This is a genomic window from Xanthomonas sp. AC360, assembly GCF_979258225.1.
This window is the reverse complement of the sequence record NZ_OZ409846.1, coordinates 386697-404238: the sequence shown is the minus strand read 5'-3', so window position 1 is coordinate 404238 and position 17542 is coordinate 386697. Positions and strand designations below refer to the sequence as shown.

General features: G+C 63.9%; 11 protein-coding genes. 3 read left to right on the top strand and 8 right to left on the bottom strand.

The window, feature by feature from the left end; all coding sequences use genetic code 11:
* The first annotated feature begins 364 nt into the window (after positions 1-364).
* Both ACZZ0O_RS01640 and ACZZ0O_RS01635 read left to right on the top strand, forming a co-directional pair.
* Entirely contained in the window at positions 365-1498 is a 1134-nt protein-coding gene (locus ACZZ0O_RS01640) for a pectate lyase family protein (protein ID WP_055848193.1), read from the top strand.
* Between the two features lie 242 nt (positions 1499-1740).
* Positions 1741-2883 carry a pectate lyase family protein gene (locus ACZZ0O_RS01635; protein WP_055848197.1) on the top strand — a complete coding sequence of 381 codons (1143 nt, stop codon included), beginning with the start codon at positions 1741-1743 and terminating at the stop codon, positions 2881-2883.
* A 311-nt stretch (positions 2884-3194) separates the two neighbouring features.
* Here the strand turns inward: ACZZ0O_RS01635 and ACZZ0O_RS01630 are convergent, their stop codons facing one another.
* Entirely contained in the window at positions 3195-5168 is a 1974-nt protein-coding gene (locus tag ACZZ0O_RS01630) for a transglycosylase SLT domain-containing protein (RefSeq protein ID WP_463592038.1), read from the bottom strand.
* Between the two features lie 271 nt (positions 5169-5439).
* Between ACZZ0O_RS01630 and ACZZ0O_RS01625 the strand changes: the two genes are divergently transcribed.
* Positions 5440-8319 (top strand): TonB-dependent receptor, encoded by a 2880-nt coding sequence (locus tag ACZZ0O_RS01625; protein WP_115528915.1) that lies wholly within the window; start codon positions 5440-5442, stop codon positions 8317-8319.
* A gap of 186 nt (positions 8320-8505) precedes the next feature.
* On the opposite strand, the gene ACZZ0O_RS01620 is transcribed toward ACZZ0O_RS01625, so the two are convergent.
* The 7 genes from ACZZ0O_RS01620 to ACZZ0O_RS01590 all read right to left on the bottom strand — a co-directional run bounded on the left by ACZZ0O_RS01620 (position 8506) and on the right by ACZZ0O_RS01590 (position 17455).
* Positions 8506-9708, bottom strand: a complete 1203-nt coding sequence (locus ACZZ0O_RS01620; RefSeq protein ID WP_463592037.1) for an FAD-dependent monooxygenase — start codon at positions 9706-9708, stop codon at positions 8506-8508.
* Between the two features lie 58 nt (positions 9709-9766).
* Positions 9767-10219, bottom strand: a complete 453-nt coding sequence (locus ACZZ0O_RS01615) for a MarR family winged helix-turn-helix transcriptional regulator (RefSeq protein ID WP_463592036.1) — start codon at positions 10217-10219, stop codon at positions 9767-9769.
* 192 nt (positions 10220-10411) lie between these two features.
* Positions 10412-12082 carry a choline dehydrogenase gene (gene betA / locus ACZZ0O_RS01610; RefSeq protein WP_323516627.1) on the bottom strand — a complete coding sequence of 557 codons (1671 nt, stop codon included), beginning with the start codon at positions 12080-12082 and terminating at the stop codon, positions 10412-10414.
* Between the two features lie 148 nt (positions 12083-12230).
* Positions 12231-13703, bottom strand: coding sequence for a betaine-aldehyde dehydrogenase (betB, locus tag ACZZ0O_RS01605; protein WP_463592035.1), 1473 nt, complete (start codon positions 13701-13703; stop codon positions 12231-12233).
* A 38-nt stretch (positions 13704-13741) separates the two neighbouring features.
* Positions 13742-15721 (bottom strand): choline BCCT transporter BetT, encoded by a 1980-nt coding sequence (gene betT, locus ACZZ0O_RS01600; protein WP_055848216.1) that lies wholly within the window; start codon positions 15719-15721, stop codon positions 13742-13744.
* A 134-nt stretch (positions 15722-15855) separates the two neighbouring features.
* Complete coding sequence (locus ACZZ0O_RS01595; protein WP_055848219.1) at positions 15856-16593, bottom strand: endonuclease/exonuclease/phosphatase family protein; 738 nt, start codon at positions 16591-16593, stop codon at positions 15856-15858.
* A 49-nt stretch (positions 16594-16642) separates the two neighbouring features.
* Positions 16643-17455 (bottom strand): thiol:disulfide interchange protein DsbA/DsbL, encoded by an 813-nt coding sequence (locus ACZZ0O_RS01590; RefSeq protein ID WP_115513888.1) that lies wholly within the window; start codon positions 17453-17455, stop codon positions 16643-16645.
* Positions 17456-17542: the final 87 nt, after the last annotated feature.

Genomic DNA, 17542 nt, shown 5'->3' with positions numbered 1-17542 from the left:
CCAGTCAGCACGTTGCAATGGATGCTTTCGCTGCGAAAAAACACGCCCATGTGATCGCAACAGCATGGTGTGTTGAAGGCATGTCCAACTGCAATGCGACACGCAGAATGCTGCGCTGCAGTGTCCCTGGCGCTGTCTCTGCGTGTCTTGATTACAGCGTTTTGTCTTCTCTTTGGTGTCCCGCAACCGTTTGCGTGACTGCGCGTGCACATCGAGGCATTGCTTAGATACAAGCGATTGCGATGCTCCTAGTATCCGTGTCGCGGAGCTGAAAATTACAGAGATGAAAAGTACGTTCCGCAGTCAATAGACGAGGAATGTGCCGCCGCGCGGCGCATCGAACCCATTCGAGGGAGACATCAAGATGAAGCCGAAATTTTCGACGGCGGCCGCCGCGTCGCTGTTTGTCGGGTCGTTGCTGCTCACCGGCGTTGCAAGCGCCGATCCTGCGCTGGAAGCGGCGACCACCGGGTGGGCGACGCAGAACGGCGGTACCAAGGGCGGCTCGAAAGCTGCCGCTGCCAACATCTACACCGTCAAGAATGCTGCCGAGTTGAAGAACGCGCTGAAGGCCAGCGTGGGCAGCAACGGACGCATCATCAAGATCAGCGGCATCATCGATATCAGCGAAGGCAAGCCTTACACCAAGACCTCGGACATGAAGGCGCGCGCGCGTCTGGATATCCCGACCAAGACCACGCTGATCGGCATCACCAGCAACGCCGAAATCCGCGAAGGCTACATGTACGTCAAGGCCAACGACGTCATCATCCGCAACCTCACCATCGAAAATCCATGGGACCCGGAGCCGGTCTGGGATCCGGATGACGGCAGCGCCGGCAACTGGAATGCCGAGTACGACGGCCTGACCGTGGAAGGCGCTACCAACGTATGGGTGGACCACGTGACCTTCACCGATGGTCGCCGCACCGATGATCAGAACGGCACCGGCAACGGCCGCCCCAAGCAGCATCACGACGGCGCGTTGGACATCAAGCGCGGTGCCAACTTCGTCACCGTTTCCTACTCGGCATTCAAGTCGCACGAGAAGAACGGCCTGATCGGTTCCAGTGACAGTCATTCAAGCTTGGACAGCGGCAAGCTCAAGGTCACCATCCACAACACCCTGTTCCAGGACATTGCCGCGCGTGCACCGCGGGTGCGTTTTGGCCAGGTGCATCTGTACAACAACTACCACGTGGGCAGCACCAGCAATAAGGTCTACCCGTTCTCGCATGCGCATGGCGTGGGCAAGGAATCGAAGATCTTTTCCGAGCGCAACGTGTTCGACATCAGTGGTGTGAGCAGCTGCGACAAGATCGCTGCCGACTACGGCGGCAGCGTGTATCGCGACCAGGGCTCGCTACTCAATGGCAAGGCCTTGAGCTGCTCCTGGAACAGCAATATCGGTTGGACTCCGCCATATACCTACAGCCTGCTGTCGGCCGACAAGGTAGCTGCGGACGTCAAGGCAAAAGCCGGCGCCGGCAAGCTGTAAGCGACAGCACCTGCTGCAAAGCGTTGCCACGCGCAGTGCACGAAAACGTGCGCTGCGCGTGGCTCGTGGTCATTCCAAAAACGCAGGTGCAACATGATGAAAATGTACTTTTAAATAATGTACATAAGCATTAGCATCGGTCGGGTTCGCTAGGGGACTGGCCTGTTGGCCTGGGCGAACGCACGGGGAACACGTCGCGTAGCGGCGTGTCATGCATCACTCATTCAAGAGATTTCATCACCATGTCGAACGCATCGACTGTTGTGGGACGTACCGTTGTGGGCGTTGTATTGAGCGCCGCGTTGTTGTCGACCACCGCTTACGCAGCCGACCCTGCGCTGGAGGTTGCCACCACCGGCTGGGCCACCCAGAACGGCGGCACAAAAGGCGGGTCCAAGGCGGCGGCAGCGAATATCTATACCGTCAGCAACGCAGCACAATTGAAGGCCGCACTGAAGGCCAGCGCTGGCAGCAACGGGCGCATCATCAAGGTCAAGGGTGTCATCGACATCAGCGAAGGCAAGGCCTACACCAAGACCTCGGACATGAAGACGCGTGCGCGTCTGGATGTGCCGACCAAGACCACCTTGATCGGTGTCGGCACCAACGCAGAAATCCGCGAAGGCTATTTCTACATCAAGGCTAACGATGTCATCGTGCGCAACCTCACTATCGAAAATCCGTGGGATCCGGAACCGAAGTGGGATGCCGACGATGGCGACAACGGCAACTGGAATGCCGAGTACGACGGTTTGACCGTGGAAGGCGCCACCAACGTGTGGGTGGACCACGTGACCTTTACCGATGGTCGCCGCACCGACGATCAGAACGGCACCGCCAATGGTCGCCCCAAGCAGCATCATGACGGCGCGATGGACGTCAAGAAGGGCGCGAACTTCGTGACCATCTCGTACTCGGCCTTCAAGTCGCACGAGAAGAACAGCCTGATCGGCTCCAGCGACAGCGCCTCCAGCACCGACAGCGGCAAGCTCAAGGTGACCATCCACAACACCTTGTTCGAGAACATCTCCGCGCGTGCACCGCGGGTACGTTTCGGCCAGGTGCATCTGTACAACAACTACCACGTGGGCAGCACCAGCAATAAGGTCTACCCGTTTTCGCATGCGCATGGCGTGGGCAAGGAATCGAAGATCTTCTCCGAGAACAATGCCTTCGACATCAGCGGTGTGAGTAGTTGCGACAAGATTGCCGGCGATTACAAGGGCAGCGTGTACCGCGACCAGGGGTCGTTGCTCAACGGCAAGGCGTTGAGCTGTTCCTGGAACAGCAACATCGGCTGGAAGCCGCCGTACACCTACAATCTGCTGTCTGCCAACAAGGTGGCTGCGGACGTCAAGGCCAAGGCCGGCGCAGGCAAGCTGTAACTGCTGCTGCTGCTGCCGCATGCAGCGCTGCAAGGGTTGCAGCGCTGTCCGTCATCACACAACGCCCGCAGCGATGCGGGCGTTGTGTGTTTGCACGATGTGCTGATCGAGGTCTGGATGCCCTGCTTAGGGATCGTCAGCGAAGCCAAGACGCGATAGCACGCTGCCGCCACGCGTCCAAAGACCGATTCGCGATGCGGCCCGCAAGCGGCCAGCGCATCGCACTTCAACTAATCCATGGCTGAGAACAGACGCAACGGCGCAGGCGCGCCCGCCTCAGCAAGTGGCAGGGCGCGTCGGCAAAAGTGCGCTCAGTCCTGCGCTGCGTTGTTCGCGCTCTGGCCCGGCGTGCACACCGGCTTTTGACGCTTGTCCACCAGCTTGCCCATCAGTCGGTCGCTCAGCGGCAGCATGTCGCCGTTGAGGCGCCAGTCGTAGATCACGCTGAAGGCCAGGATACGCGCAACGTACTCGCGGGTTTCCTTGTAGCTGATGGTCTCGATCCAGAAGTCCGGTTCGAAGCCCGGCCGTTGCGATTGCCAGCGGCCGGTCGGGCCGGGTCCGGCGTTGTACGCGGCGATGGTGAGATACGGCAGGCCATAGGTATTGAGCAACTGGCGCAGGTACGCGGTGCCGATGGCGATGTTGGTATCCGGCTCGTACAGACTGGCGGCACCCGCGTAGCCGGGCAGGGCGATGCCCTTGGCCACTGCCGCGCCGGTGCCGGGCAATACCTGCATCAGGCCCATCGCATTGGCCGGCGAACGCGCACGTGGATTGAAGATGCTTTCGGCGCGGATCTCTGCAGCGACCCAGGCCGGATCGATGGCGTTCTTGGCGGCCTCGCGGCGAATGCTTTCATCGTGATGTAGCGGGAAACGCAGCGCATACAACCGTTGCTCGTCCGGTTGTTTGCCAAGCGCAAACACCGCGCGGTCGAACCAGCCGTTGTCGCTGGCTACCTCCACCGCCAGGCGGCGCTGGGTGTCGTCGAAGCGGCTGGCGGCATCGTTCCACTCCGCCACCGCCCAGCCGGGGCGATCGATCTGGAACAACGCAATTGCACGGGTCAATGCCGGGTCGCGTGCCACTGCGGCCTTGGCCTGCGGGCTGTCCTTGGGCTCCCACGGGCACAGCCGATATGGCTGCTGCAGGCGGTCGGCGGCCAGGAAGCCGTGGAAGGTGGGCGACTGCGCGGCGGCGCGATACAACGGCTGTGCTGCCGCCGCCGAACCGGTCTTCTCGGTGAGGCGCGCTTCGAAATACTGCCAGCGCGAATCGGCGCGCTGGCTGGCCGGCATCTTGCGGATGGCGGCCAAGGCCGCAGGCCAATCGCCGCGCGACATTGCCTCGCGCGCGCGCCATTCATGCAGGCGCTCGTCGTAGGCCGCATCGGGCACCGCGTTGAGCCTGCGCGCTGAATCCGGCAGGTAGGACGCCACCGTCCACAACGCAATCTGATACAGCACCTGCCCGCGCTGCGCGTCGCTGAAACCCAACGCGCTGGCGAACTGCGGCAACTGTTGCTCGGCGGCATCCGGGTCGGTCTTGGCCAGCTTGGCCAGGCCATCGACGGCAATGCTGCGGCTGCGCTCGGTCCTTGGCCAACCCAGTGCACGCGGGTGGACCTTGTCGAGAAAGGCAGCGTAATCGGTGGCCAGTGCCAGATCAGCCGCCGGCAAGCCACGCGCCGCCGCACGCATCACTGCAGGCAGCTGCGCATCGGCAGCGGCTTCCACACGCTCCCAGCGCAGTGCCGGGGTGAGTTCGCCGCGCGACTCCAGCCCCGCCACCACCGGCTCGCACGCATCCGGCAACGCCTTGCCGTTGCGCCACAGGGTGAGCGCATCGCGGCTCCACTGTGCGTCCAGCTTGCCGGTGGCCTGGCGCGCGGTCAGCTGCGCGCAGCGCAGCCCTACGTTCTCGGTGGTCTTCCAGTTGGCCAGCAACGTGGTCCAGTCCTGGCGGCGCGCGATCGCCGGCAACCAGGTGCTACGGAAGCTCTCGGCCACTGGCTGGCCCGCGTAGCGCTGCAAGAATCCCTGCGCCTGCGCGTTGGAGACGTTGTCGATGTTGCGCTTGAGTGTGGCGTACTCCAGCCAGCCGTAAAGCGGATGGCGGCTCAATGCCGAGACCTGGGCGGGATCGGATTGGCCGCGCTCTGCGGCGGCGATTGCATCGCGCATGGCAGTCAATTGCGGATCCAGGCTTTGCGCATGCAGCGCAGTGCTGCCAAGGCACAACAGGCCGACGAAAACAGTGGCAAGACGCGGGAAATAAGTCATCGTGCGACTATACCGAAGCACGCCTGAGCGCTTGAGTGAATACGCATCGCGCCTGACAGCGCATGCGCTATCGATGCCGCTGTGCGTTCGTCGTCTGGACCATGCGCTTGCGCGTTTCTATCGGCATCTGCGCTCACACCATGCACTGCGACGCGCATCGCAGTGCTGCACCGCCAGATTGCGGTGCGTTAAGGTTTCGTTTACAACTTGGGCCGGACCGCAGGGCACGGGGGCGTGCGGACACTTAAAGATCCTTCTGGAGAGAGAAAGGATGAAGCGTCTGATTGGCCCGTCTCGGTCATGCCTGGCCGTGCAGTTGTCGTTGTGTCTGATTCCCACGCTGGCCTGGGCGCAACAGCCCGAGGCGACCCCCGGTACGCGCACGCTCGATAGCGTGCAAGTCACCGGCACCCGCATCAGGACTGCCGAGCTGCAAGGCCAGGTGCCGATCCAGACGCTCAACCGCGCCGACATCGAGCGCACCGGCCTGACCTCGATCGGCGAAGTGCTGCAGGAACTCACCGCGTCCGGTTCGGCGCTCAACGCCAAGTTCAATTCGTCCGGCAATTTCGGCTTTCCGCCCGACGGCGGCGGCGTGGGCGCGGGTTCGGCGCAGGTGGATCTGCGCCACCTCGGCTCCAAGCGCGTGCTGGTGCTGGTCGATGGCATCCGCTGGGTCAATGAGTCGTCCGCCTCGGGTGTGGGTTCGTCGACCGACCTCAATACCATTCCGCTGGCGATCGTCGAACGCATCGAAGTGCTCGAAGACGGCGCCTCGTCGTTATACGGTTCCGATGCGATTGCCGGTGTGGTCAACATCATCACCCGGCGCAGCTTCGACGGTGCACAGGTCACGCTCAACTACGGCCAGTACGGCAAGGGCGATGGCGCCAACCAGGGCGTGGATCTGGCCTGGGGCACCAGCGGCGAGGATTTCAGCCTGTTTTTAGGCGCCAGCTACGTCAAGCAGGACCCGATCTATGCACGCGACCGTGCACAGGCACGCTTCCCGATCCCGGGCACCGGCCTGACCTTCGGCAGCTCGGCCACACCGGATGGGCGCTTTCAGTTCGTCGATCCCACGACCGGCGCGCGCCAGAACCTCACCCCCAATGCCGGCGTCGGCACGCCGCAATACGACGGCAGCGCGGGCTGCACGCGCAGCGACGACTACCACTGCTTCGGCACCGCAGACCGCTACAACTTCGCCGAGCAGAACCTGCTGCTGACACCGTCCGAGCGCAAGGGCGTGTTTGCGCAATTCCGCTATTACTTCAACGACGACGTGCAGTGGTACGTCAAGGCGTTGGGCAATCGGCGCGAGTCGACCAATCAGGCCGCGCCGGAGCCGATTTTTCTCGGCCCCGATGCCGGCACCGGCAATCCGCTCGCCGACAACATCGTGATTTCCGGCTTGAATCCGTTCAATCCGTTCGGCTTCGATCTGAATTCGGCCACCAACCTGATCCAGATCGGCCGGCGTCCGGTGGAAGGCGGGCCGCGTCGCTACGAGCAGCAGGTGGATACGCAGTACTTCGGCACCGGGTTGGTGGGCACCTTCGAAGCGGCCGCGCGTACCTGGTATTGGGACGTCAACGGCATGTACAGCAAGAACAAGGCCGAGCAGACCAACTACGGCAGCTACAACCTGTTCAACATCAATCTGGCGTTGGGCGATCCGGCTGCATGCGCGGCGGTGGCTGGCTGCGTGCCGCTGGATATCTTCAGCGGCGCGGGCAGCATCACGCCGGACATGTTGCGCTGGATCCAGCCGGTGGTGCGCGACCGCAGTCAGAACGAGTTGAGCCTGTTCACCGCCAACCTCAGCAGCGAATTGTTCCAGCTGCCGGGCGGCGCGGTGTCGTTTGCCAGCGGCTACGAATACCGCAAGTACGAGGGCTCATATCAGCCAGATCCGCTCACCGTGGCCGGCCGCTACAACGGCGTGCCGTCGTTGCCGACCTCCGGTAGCTACGACGTCAACGAGGCGTATCTCGAACTCAACATCCCGATCTTCGCCAACTCGTCGTTGGGCGACAAACTCGATCTGAATATCGCCGGGCGCTATTCGGACTACTCCACCTTCGGCGGCGAATTCACGCCGAAGTACGGCCTGCGTTGGCAGGTCACCGACGAGTTGGTGTTGCGGACCAGCTACGCCGAAGGCTTCCGTGCACCGACCATCGGCGAGCTGTTCGGTTCGGCCGCGCGCGCCGATTTGCAGCTATCCGATCCATGCTCGATCGGCCTGGGCGGCACCGCGCCGCGCGGCAGTGCGGCCAACTGCGCCGCACTCGGCGTGCCGGGCGGTTACCAGCAGGCCAACCAGCAGATCTCGGTCACCACCGGCGGCAACGAGCAGCTGGACCCGGAGCGCTCGCGCAGCTTCAGTGCCGGCTTTGTCTTCAGCCCGGGCTTTGCCAGCAACGCCAGCTGGTCCGACCGGCTGGACATGGAAGTGACGTTCTATCGCCATCATGTCGACGGCGCGATCCAGGCCATCAATGCGCAGACGCAGCTGGATCTGTGCGTGGACACGCTGGATGCGCTGTACTGCGACGGCATCGGACGCGCGTCCACCGGCGGCATCAACGCCTTCAACAACCGGCTGACAAATCTGGGCTCGATCAAGACCGATGGTTGGGATGTGGATCTGTTCTGGACGCTGCCTGAAAGCGCGTTCGGCCGCTTCAAGTTGTCCTGGCAAAACACCTTCGTTGGCCGTTACGAAGCGCTCGGCGCGGCTGGACAGCGGCAGCCGCAGGGGCCGGGTATCGAAGTGGTCGACAGTGCGATTCCCGAGTGGACCAGCAATGCCGTGCTGGATTGGTCGTTGGGTAATTGGACCGCATCGTGGACGGCGCGCCACATCTCCAAGCTCACCGAGCAATGCGGCGATGCGGTGGAATTTGCGGTGTGCTCCGATCCTGCCGTGGGCACCAATCGGCTGGACGCGATCACCTATCACGATGCGCAGGTGGGGTATCGCGTCGATTGGCTCAAGGGGCTGCAACTCACGGCTGGCTTGAACAACGTGTTCGACAAGGATCCGCCGCTCTGCCTGTCGTGCTCACTCAACGGCTATGACGCATCCACTTACGACATTCCCGGTGGACGCTTCTGGTATGCGCGTGTGGATTTGAAGTTCTAGGGCGGCCGGACGCTGCGTGGTTCTTCAGTGAGAACCACGCAGGCTGATTAGCTGATCGCGGCGATGCAGATGAGTGGTCGTCGCACCGCGCGTGGTTATGGCAGGTGATGCGAAGGTGCCGGTTGCCGGCGCATTACTGACACGTTGTGGTGAGGTCGTTGTCGTCGATTCGCGACAACGACTGTTTCAGCGCGGCTCTAGCTGCCGATAGTCCGGCAAGGCGATGCTGTTGGAATCGCGCGCAAAGCGGTTGTTGATGACGCGTCGGACAAGCGGGGTGCCAGCCAGGCGCATCGCGCCGCGCAGCAGCGTCAGTCCAACGGCGGAGTGCGGCCAGAGCAGACGAGGGACGATCTTGGGAACGTTCTGCCCCTCTTTGACGAACGGGCGCATGATCCGTTCGTAGTGCGTAAACGCTTGCGTCGGTGCGCTGGCCTGGGCAAGTTCGCCCGCCAATACATAGCTGCCCACCATCGCCAGCGTCGTGCCGATGCCCGATAGCGATGTGGGACACCACGCGGCATCGCCGGTCAACACTACCCGGCCAGCGGACCAGCGCGGCATGCGCACCTGTCGCAGCACCTCGAAGTAGAAATCGTCGACATCCTTCATCGCCTCGAGAATGCGCGGGAATTCCCAGCCGTCGTTGGCAAATTGCGCTTGCATGTAGTGCCGTTGCCGCTCCAGGCTCCATGCGTTCTCGCCCTCGGGCCGCTTCTGCAGGCCGAGATAGGCGCCCAGCTTGCCGTCCAGGGCAGGCTTCAACGTCGCGCCGCGCCCACCCACCGTGTTGTATTGCCTGGCATAGGCACTGTCGTGCGGGAGTCGGGGGATGCTGAAGTACGCGATGGTCATGTCCATCCAGTGCGGCACGTTCTCGCCGGGAAACACCAGCTCACGCGTGTGCGCACCAACGCCTTCGGCGACGATGACAGCGTCGTAGCGTGCGGAGTGGCCGCTGTGGAAGGTGACGTTGACGCCGTCCTGGTCCTGGGCGAGGTCGCAAATGCTGTCGCCGAAGCGATAGGGCACGCGCTCGCGGGTGGCGTCATACAGGATGCGCGCGAGGTCGCCGCGACGGATTTCCAGATCGGCAGTGGGCCCGCCGTCGGTGTCGGACTCGTCTGCCTTGAAGCGCGCAATGACGCGATTGTCTTCGCTCACCCAATCGGTGCCGAGTTCCTTGGTGCTACGTTCGAATGCACGCGCCTCCAGTCCCATGCGGCGCAGCACCTCGCGCGCATTGCCGCGCACGTCGACGTTCTGGCCGCCATCACGAAACGCCGGCGCGCGTTCGACGACGTCGACCTCGACTCCATAAGCATCGAGCCACCATGCCGCAGTGGTCCCGGCGACGCTTGCGCCACTGATGAGAATCCGACGGGACATAGTGCCGCTCCTGCAGTGAATGTATATCACGCATGATACTTAAATATCATGCGTGATGCTATTCGCGTGCGGCGGTTTCCAGATTGTCGATCAGTCGGCCAAGCAGAACGGTCAGCAGCGCGGCTTCCTCGCTGGAAAAGCCCGAGACGCCGACGGCATTGAAGTGAAGCAGCGCGGTGCGCCCGGTGGCAGCGGCGTCTTGGCCGGCATCGGTCAGCCGAACAGTGGCGGCGCGTTTGTCGCTGGACAACGCTTCGCGCGCAATCAGCGCCATCGCTTCAAGCTTGTCCAGCAGCGCCACCATCGCAGGCTGCTTCACTGCGGAGTGGCGCACCAGGTCCCGCTGCAGCATCGGGCCTTTCCACGACAGCAGCAGCAACGGCGCAATCAGCGCAAGCGTCAGCCCGTGTTCGCGCAGGCGCGCGTCGACACTGCGATTGAAGACACGCGCGGCATGGTTGGCCAGATAGCCGGGCGCGATGGCGGCTTCCGGGTGGATGTCCGAGTTCATGCTCGAAGCATATCCCACGCGTGTGGGGCGATGGCACCGCGCGACTGGGGCTGTCGCGCGGTGGTGCAGCGTGGCTGGCCCGTCATGGCACGGCGCCTGTTTCGACCATGGCGCAATGCTTGCGATGGGCTGCGGATGCGCGATGCGTCAGAACGCACCTGTGCATCCGCAGCCTTCAATCGTGGCCGATCGTTATCGGCGCACCGGCGCGTCGCCGGCGATGTAGTAATCGGCCGTGCTGCGCGGCAATGGCGCACGTCCCCGCATGCGGTCGGCGATCTTCTCGGCGATCATGATCGTGGTCGCGTTGAGGTTGCCGGTGATGATGCGCGGCATGATCGAGGCATCGATGACGCGCAGGCCTTCCATGCCATGCACGCGGCCTTGTCCATCCACCACGGCCATGTCATCGGTGCCCATCGCACACGAGCACGACGGGTGATACGCGGTCTCTGCACGTGAGCGCACAAACGCGTCCAGTTCGGCGTCGGTCTTGCAATCGGCGCTGGGGCTGATCTCGCGTCCGCGGTAAGGGTCCAGCGCGGGCTGCGCGATGATCTCGCGGGTGATGCGGATCGCATCGCGAAATTCCTGCCAGTCCTGATCGGTGGACTGGTAGTTGAAGAGGATGGACGGATGCTGGCGCGGGTCGCGCGACTTGGCGTGCACGTGCCCGCGGCTGGGCGTGCGCATCGAGCCGACATGCGCTTGAAACCCATGTTCCTTCACCGCATTGCTGCCGTTGTAATTGATCGCCACCGGCAGGAAGTGGTACTGGATGTTGGGCCAGTCGAACTCATCGCGCGTGCGGATAAAGCCGCCGGCTTCGAACTGATTGCTGGCGCCGGTGCCGGTGCCGGCAAACAGCCACTCGGCGCCAATCGCGGGCTGGTTCCACCATTGCAGCGCCGGATACAACGACACCGGTTTGGTGCAGGCGTACTGGATATAGACCTCCAGATGATCCTGCAGATTCTGGCCGACGCCGGGCAGGTCGTGGACCAGCTGGACGTCGAGTGCGCGCAGCAGATCCGGTGCGCCGACGCCGGAGCGCTGCAACAGCTGCGGTGAAGCGATGGCGCCGGCACAGACCAGCACTTCGCGGCGTGCATGCGCATCGATGCCCTCGCTGCTGTTGCCGACCAGGTAATGCACGCCGATCGCGCGCTTGCCGGCAAACAGGATGCGGTCCGTGGTGGCGTGGGTGACGATGTGCAGGCCATCGCGCGGCTTTGCCATGTCCAGATAGCCACGCGCCGTGCTCGCACGACGGCCCTGTGGCGTCACGGTGCGGTCCATCGGCCCGAAGCCTTCCTGCTGGTAGCCATTGAGATCGTCGGTACGCGGATAGCCTGCCTGCACGCCGGCATCGACCATCGCGTGGAACAGCACGTTGTTGTCGTTCTTCGGCGTGGCCACGCTCACCGGGCCTTCGCCGCCGTGATAATCGTTGGCGCCGATGTCGCGCGTCTCGGCTTTGCGGAAGTAGGGCAACACGTCGCGGTAGCTCCAGTCTTCCAGGCCCGGGCGTTTGGCCCAGTGGTCGAAGTCGAGCGCGTTGCCGCGGATGTAGCACATGCCATTGATCAGCGACGAACCGCCCAGCCCCTTGCCGCGCCCGCATTCCATGCGCCGGTTGTCCATGTGCGGCTCCGGCTCGGTTTCATAGGCCCAGTTGTAGCGGCGGCCCTGCAGCGGAAACGCGAGTGCGGCCGGCATCTGGGTACGGAAATCCAGCCGATAATCCGGCCCGCCCGCTTCGAGCAAGAGCACCGTCACGCCGGGGTCTTCGGTCAAACGTGCGGCCAGCACGTTGCCTGCCGAGCCGGCGCCGATGATGATGTAGTCGTATTCGCGTTGCATGGTGGTCTCCTGATGCGTGTGCGGTGCAGCGGCAGTCAAGGCACTGCGCAGTCGTTGTTCTGTGCGCGGCAACGTGCCGTTGCGCGCAGCGCGTGTGTCGGGCGCAACGCATGCATCCATCGATTGCGTGCGTTGCGGCGTGGGCTGCTCAAAACACCGATGCGTAGCGTTCCAGCTCGACCTGGATCGACTTGGTGCGCGTATACGCCTGCAGGGTCGCCAGGCCATTTTCGCGCCCTACGCCGGACTGTTTGTAACCGCCCACCGGCATCGGCGCAGGCGACTCGCCCCAGGTATTGATCCAGCAGATGCCCGCTTCCAGACGATGGATCAACCGGTGCGCACGCGCCAGATCGGGCGTGACCACACCGGCGGCCAACCCGTACGTGGTGGCATTGGCACGGGTCACCGCTTCGTCTTCGTCGTCGTAGGTGAGCAGGCTCAGCACCGGCCCGAAGATTTCCTCGCGCACGATCGCCATCACGTCGGTGCAATCGCTGAAGATCGTCGGTGCCACGTAATAGCCGTGCGCCAGCGCACCGTCGCGTAGCCGCTCGCCGCCGCAGAGCAGGCGCGCACCTTCGGCCTTGCCCTGGTCGATGTAGTCCAGCACGCGCTGCATGTGCGCGGCGCTGACCATCGGGCCAAACGTCGTGTTCGTATCGAGCGGGTCGCCGATATGGATGCGTTGCACGCGTGCCAGCAGCCGCGCTTCGAAGGCGGTACGCAGCGCACGCGGCACGAATACGCGGGTGCCGTTGGTACACACCTGCCCGGAGCTGTAAAAGTTGGCCATCATCGCGATGTCGGCGGCCAGATCCAGGTCGGCATCGGCGCACACGATCAACGGCGATTTGCCGCCCAGCTCCATGGTCACGTCTTTTAGTGATGAACTCGATGCGCTGGCCATTACCTTGCGCCCGGTGGCGGTGCCGCCGGTGAAGCTGATCTTCTCGATCTGCGGGTGTTCGGTAAGTGCGGTGCCCACGCTGGCGCCGTCGCCGGGCAGCACGTTGAACACGCCATCGGGCAGGCCGGCTTCAGTGAAGATTTCGGCCAGCTTGAGTGCGGTGAGCGGCGTCACTTCGCTGGGTTTGAAGATCATTGCATTGCCGGCCGCCAGCGCGGGCGCGGCCTTCCACAGTGCGATCTGGATCGGGTAATTCCACGCACCGATCGCGCCGACCACGCCCAGCGGCTCATGCCGCGTGTAGAAGAAGCTGCCTTCGCGTAACGGCACCTGCACGCCTTGCAGCGCCTGCGATACGCCGGCGTAATACTCCAGCACGTCGGCGCCGGTGACGACGTCCACGCTGCGCGTTTCGCTCAGCGGCTTGCCGGTGTTGAGCGTCTCCAGCTCGGCCAGCGCATCGTTGCGCTCGCGCAGCAATGCCACCGCGCGTAGCAGGATGCGCGAGCGCTCCACTGTCGTCAGCGCCGCCCACACGCGTTGGCCGGCCTTGGCGCTATCGACCGCGGCGTCCAGATCGTCGGCGCCCGCGTTGTGCACATTGGCCAGCACTTCGCCGGTGGCGGGGTTGATCACTTCGAACGTGTGGCCGCCGCGGGCGGGAACATATCGGCCGCCGATGTACAGCAGCTGGTCGGGGAAACGTGGCATGACAAACCTCCTTGGGACGGTCGCCGCAGCGACGCAACTCAGCGTGTGAGGTGCAAAAACTGCAGGTGACGCTCGTATTGATCGATGATGTCGTTGATGATTTGTTCGCGGCTGTAGCCGACCAGGTCGTAGTCCTGACTGCCTTCGTACAGATAGACTTCGGCGCGGTAATAGCGCTGGTTGCGGAAACGCTGCGCCACAAACGACGGGGTGAGATATCCGCGCATCACCACCTGGTAGCGGAAGCCTTGTTGTTCGCCGTGATCGACACTGATTTCCATGTCGCCGTCGTCGACCCGGCTGCTGACCTTCCAGCCTTCTTCCTGCAACTGCGCGGCCACTGCTTCGATCGCCGGGCGCACCTGGTCGTGCATGAAGCGGTAGACCTCATCGCGCGCCGGGAAGTGCATCGCCTGGCCCAGGCGCTGCCGCCAGCCACCGTGATGACGCGATTGCCCGATGAGCGGGCTGGGGCTGTAGAGCTGCGCACGTTTGCGCTGCGATTCTTCGCTCAGCGCGCGCGACAGACCCCAGGCCATCAGCAGCAACACCGCAGAAAACGGCAGCGATGCCAATACCACTGCCGATTTCAGCGCGTCCATGCTACCGGCCAGCAATAAACCTGCAGTGACCACGGCGGTGAGCACGCCCCAGAACACGCGCAGCCAGCGCGGGCCGTCGTCGTGCGGCTCGCCGCCGTGCGAGGACAGCGTGGACAGCACCACGGTGCCGGAGTCGGCAGAGGTGACAAAGAACACGAAGCTGATCGCCACCGTCACCGTGATTACGGTGCGGCTCCACGGGTAGTTTTGCAGCAGCGAGTACAGCACCGTCTGCGGCGCATCGATGGCCTGTTGCGCCAATGCGCCCTGGCCATGGTGCAGCAACTGATCCAGCGCGCTATTGCCGAAGATCGACAACCACGCCAAGGTGAATCCGAGCGGGATCAGCAACACGCCCAGCACGAATTCGCGAATGGTGCGGCCGCGCGAAATGCGCGCGATGAACAAGCCGACGAAGGGTGCCCAGCCGATCCACCACGCCCAGTAGAACACCGTCCAGTTGCCCAGCCAGTCGGCACGGCCGCCATAGGCATAGACGTCGAAACTCTTGCCGACCACGCTGCCCAGGTAGTCGCCCAGGTTCTGCATCAAGGCATTGAGCAGGTATTGCGTTGGGCCGGCAAACAGCATGAACAACAGCAGCGCGATCGCCAGCAGCATGTTGATGTCCGACATCCAGCGCACGCCTTTTTCGACGCCGGACACTGCCACCACAATCGCCGCGCCCATCATCGCCACGATCAGCGCGACCTGCACCCAATGCGTGTGCGGCACATCAAACAAGGTGCTCAGCCCGGCATTGAGATGCAGCACGCCAAAGCCCATGTCTGCGCCAATGCCGAACACCGTCGCGACGATGCCCAGCGCATCCACGGTGTAGCCAATCGGCCCGTTGATGCGCTTGCCGATCAGTGGATACAGCGCCGAGCGCAATGCCAGCGGCAGGTTGTGGCGAAAGGCGAAATACGCGAGCGCCATGGCCGCCAGCGCGAACACGCCCCAGCCGTGCAGGCCCCAATGCAGAAACAGCAACTGCATGGCCTGACGTGCGGACGCTTCACCGCTGCCGGTGCCACCCTGGGGAGGCTGCAGATAATGGGTCAGCGGTTCGGACACGCAGAAGAAGAACAGCGTGATGCTGATACCGGCCGCGAACAACATGCCGGCCCAGGAGAGATAGCTGAATTCCGGTTCGTCGTGATCGGCGCCGAGCTTGATGTTGCCGTAACTGGAGAGCGCAGTGCCCAGCACGAACACCAGATACAGCGTCATCGCCAGCAGGTAGTACCAACCGACATTGCGCGAGGCCCAGGTCTGCGCATCCAGCAGCACGCGGCCTGCGTCCAGCGGAAACAGCGCCACCAGCAAGGCGAATGTGCACACCACCGTCGCCGCCAACAAAAACACCGGCCGCAACGTGCGCACCGGCAACGGCTGCGGTTCGACTGCACTCATACCGACGCACTCATAGGATGCGTATCACGTGACGTGCTCCCAACGAAAAACCGCCTGCGTTATCGCACAGGCGGTGTCTAGGGGGTGTCGTCGGTCGAGTTCGCCAGTGCGAACCCGTCGGCACTTTGCGTGCGCTAGCGCAGCAACTGCAGCGGGACGCGGATGTCCATGCCCACTGCCAGATGATCGGAGAACGCGGCAGGAATCGCTTCGGTGTGCTCGATCACCAGACTGTCGCTGACCAGGATATGGTCGATCGCCCGGTCCGGGCGCCAGCTTGGGAAGGTGTGCACCACGCAGCTCGGCGGCTGCAATCGCGTATGCCGATACAACGCCTGCATCTCTGGACGGTCGGCCACGCAGTTGAAGTCGCCCATCAGCATCGCGTTGGGATGCTCGGACAGCAGCTCGGCGATGAAGGCCAACTGGGCCATGCGCGAATTGGCGCCCAGCGACAGATGCGCCACTGCCACGGCCAATCCATCGCGGCCTTGCCCGAACTTGGCCAGCAGGATGCCGCGCCCGCCGATGCGGCCGGGCAGGGCGTGGTCCTGGACTTCCAGCGGTTCCAGCTTGCTCAGCAAGCCGTTGGCACTGGACGCCACCCCACCCATGCGGCGGTTGGGCTGGTGGCTCCAGTAGTGGAAGCCGGCACGCTCGGCCAGATAGTGGGTCTGGTTGGTGAAGCCCGAGCGCAGGCTGCCTGGGTCGGCCTCCTGCAGGCCGACGATGTCGCGGTCGCCGGCCAGCTTGGCGATGCTGTCCAGGCTGGTGCGTTTGGCCCCCAGCGGTAACGCGTGCGACCAGCTGCGGGTGACGTAGTCGCTGTAACGGCGAGTGCTGGAACCGGCCTGGATATTGGCGGTCAGCACCCGCAGGGTGCGCGAGTCCGAAGCGTTCACGATGCGGCGGTCGCCCCGATCACTTGGCCAGCGTGGCGCGTTCGCGCGCGATCAGGTGATCGGCGATGCGCAGCATGTCCGGGAAGCTCTTGCCCTTGACCAGGTACTTGCCGTTGACGATCAGCGACGGCGTGCCGGTGATCTGGCTACGGGTGGCGAACTGCTTGGCGCGGTTGGTCTTGGCCGAGACGCCGAAGCTGCTCATGGTGTCGATGAAGGTCTTCTGGTCCACGCCGTACTTGGCGTAGAACGCGGCGATGTCCTGCACCGAATCCTTGCCGCGCTCGCCCTTGAGGGTCTGGTCGACGTGGATGGCCTTGTACAGGGCTTCGTGGGTCTTTTCCTGCACGCCCAGCGTCTCGGCGGCGTAGAACGCGCGCGCATAGTCATCCCACGGGCCACCGAACATCGCCGGGACGTAGACGAAATGCACGTCCGACGGCAGGCCGGCCTTCCACGGCCCGATCAGCGGCTGGAACGCGTTGCAGGCCGGGCAGACATAACCGAACACCTCGGCCACTTCGATCTTGCCGGCAGCCTGCTGGTACGGCTGGGCTGCCTGGATGTCCACATAGTCGGTGCCGGCGACCGGCTCGGGGCCGTTCGGTGCGCGCGGAGCGGCGCTGGGCGCGGCGGCCGGCGGCGTGGTGGCGCTTTCGCCAACCGCAGGCGGGGCGGCCGGATCGGCAGCCGGGGCAGCGGCAGGTGCAGACGCCGTCCCGGCAGCCGGCGTAGCGGCGGCAGGTGCGGTGTCGGACGAGCCGTCCTGGGCCTTGCAGGCGACCAGGATCGGCAGCAGCGCCATCAGCGTCAGGGCGAAGCGGGTCTTCATCGGATTGGATCTCCAGCGTGGGGCGAGAAAAGGGCCGGACGGCCGCGGGGCGCATGATGCCACGGGCCGCCGTCGGTGGCGGTTACG

Excerpts from the sequence above, each read along its gene's own strand:
- betA (WP_323516627.1), bottom strand. The coding sequence starts at position 12,082 with ATGCAACGCGAATACGACTACATCATCATCGGCGCCGGCTCGGCAGGC.
- ACZZ0O_RS01590 (WP_115513888.1), bottom strand. The coding sequence starts at position 17,455 with ATGAAGACCCGCTTCGCCCTGACGCTGATGGCGCTGCTGCCGATCCTG.
- betB (WP_463592035.1), bottom strand. The coding sequence starts at position 13,703 with ATGCCACGTTTCCCCGACCAGCTGCTGTACATCGGCGGCCGATATGTT.
- ACZZ0O_RS01620 (WP_463592037.1), bottom strand. The coding sequence starts at position 9,708 with ATGTCCCGTCGGATTCTCATCAGTGGCGCAAGCGTCGCCGGGACCACT.
- ACZZ0O_RS01625 (WP_115528915.1), top strand. The coding sequence starts at position 5,440 with ATGAAGCGTCTGATTGGCCCGTCTCGGTCATGCCTGGCCGTGCAGTTG.
- betT (WP_055848216.1), bottom strand. The coding sequence starts at position 15,721 with ATGAGTGCAGTCGAACCGCAGCCGTTGCCGGTGCGCACGTTGCGGCCG.
- ACZZ0O_RS01615 (WP_463592036.1), bottom strand. The coding sequence starts at position 10,219 with ATGAACTCGGACATCCACCCGGAAGCCGCCATCGCGCCCGGCTATCTG.
- ACZZ0O_RS01640 (WP_055848193.1), top strand. The coding sequence starts at position 365 with ATGAAGCCGAAATTTTCGACGGCGGCCGCCGCGTCGCTGTTTGTCGGG.
- ACZZ0O_RS01635 (WP_055848197.1), top strand. The coding sequence starts at position 1,741 with ATGTCGAACGCATCGACTGTTGTGGGACGTACCGTTGTGGGCGTTGTA.
- ACZZ0O_RS01630 (WP_463592038.1), bottom strand. The coding sequence starts at position 5,168 with ATGACTTATTTCCCGCGTCTTGCCACTGTTTTCGTCGGCCTGTTGTGC.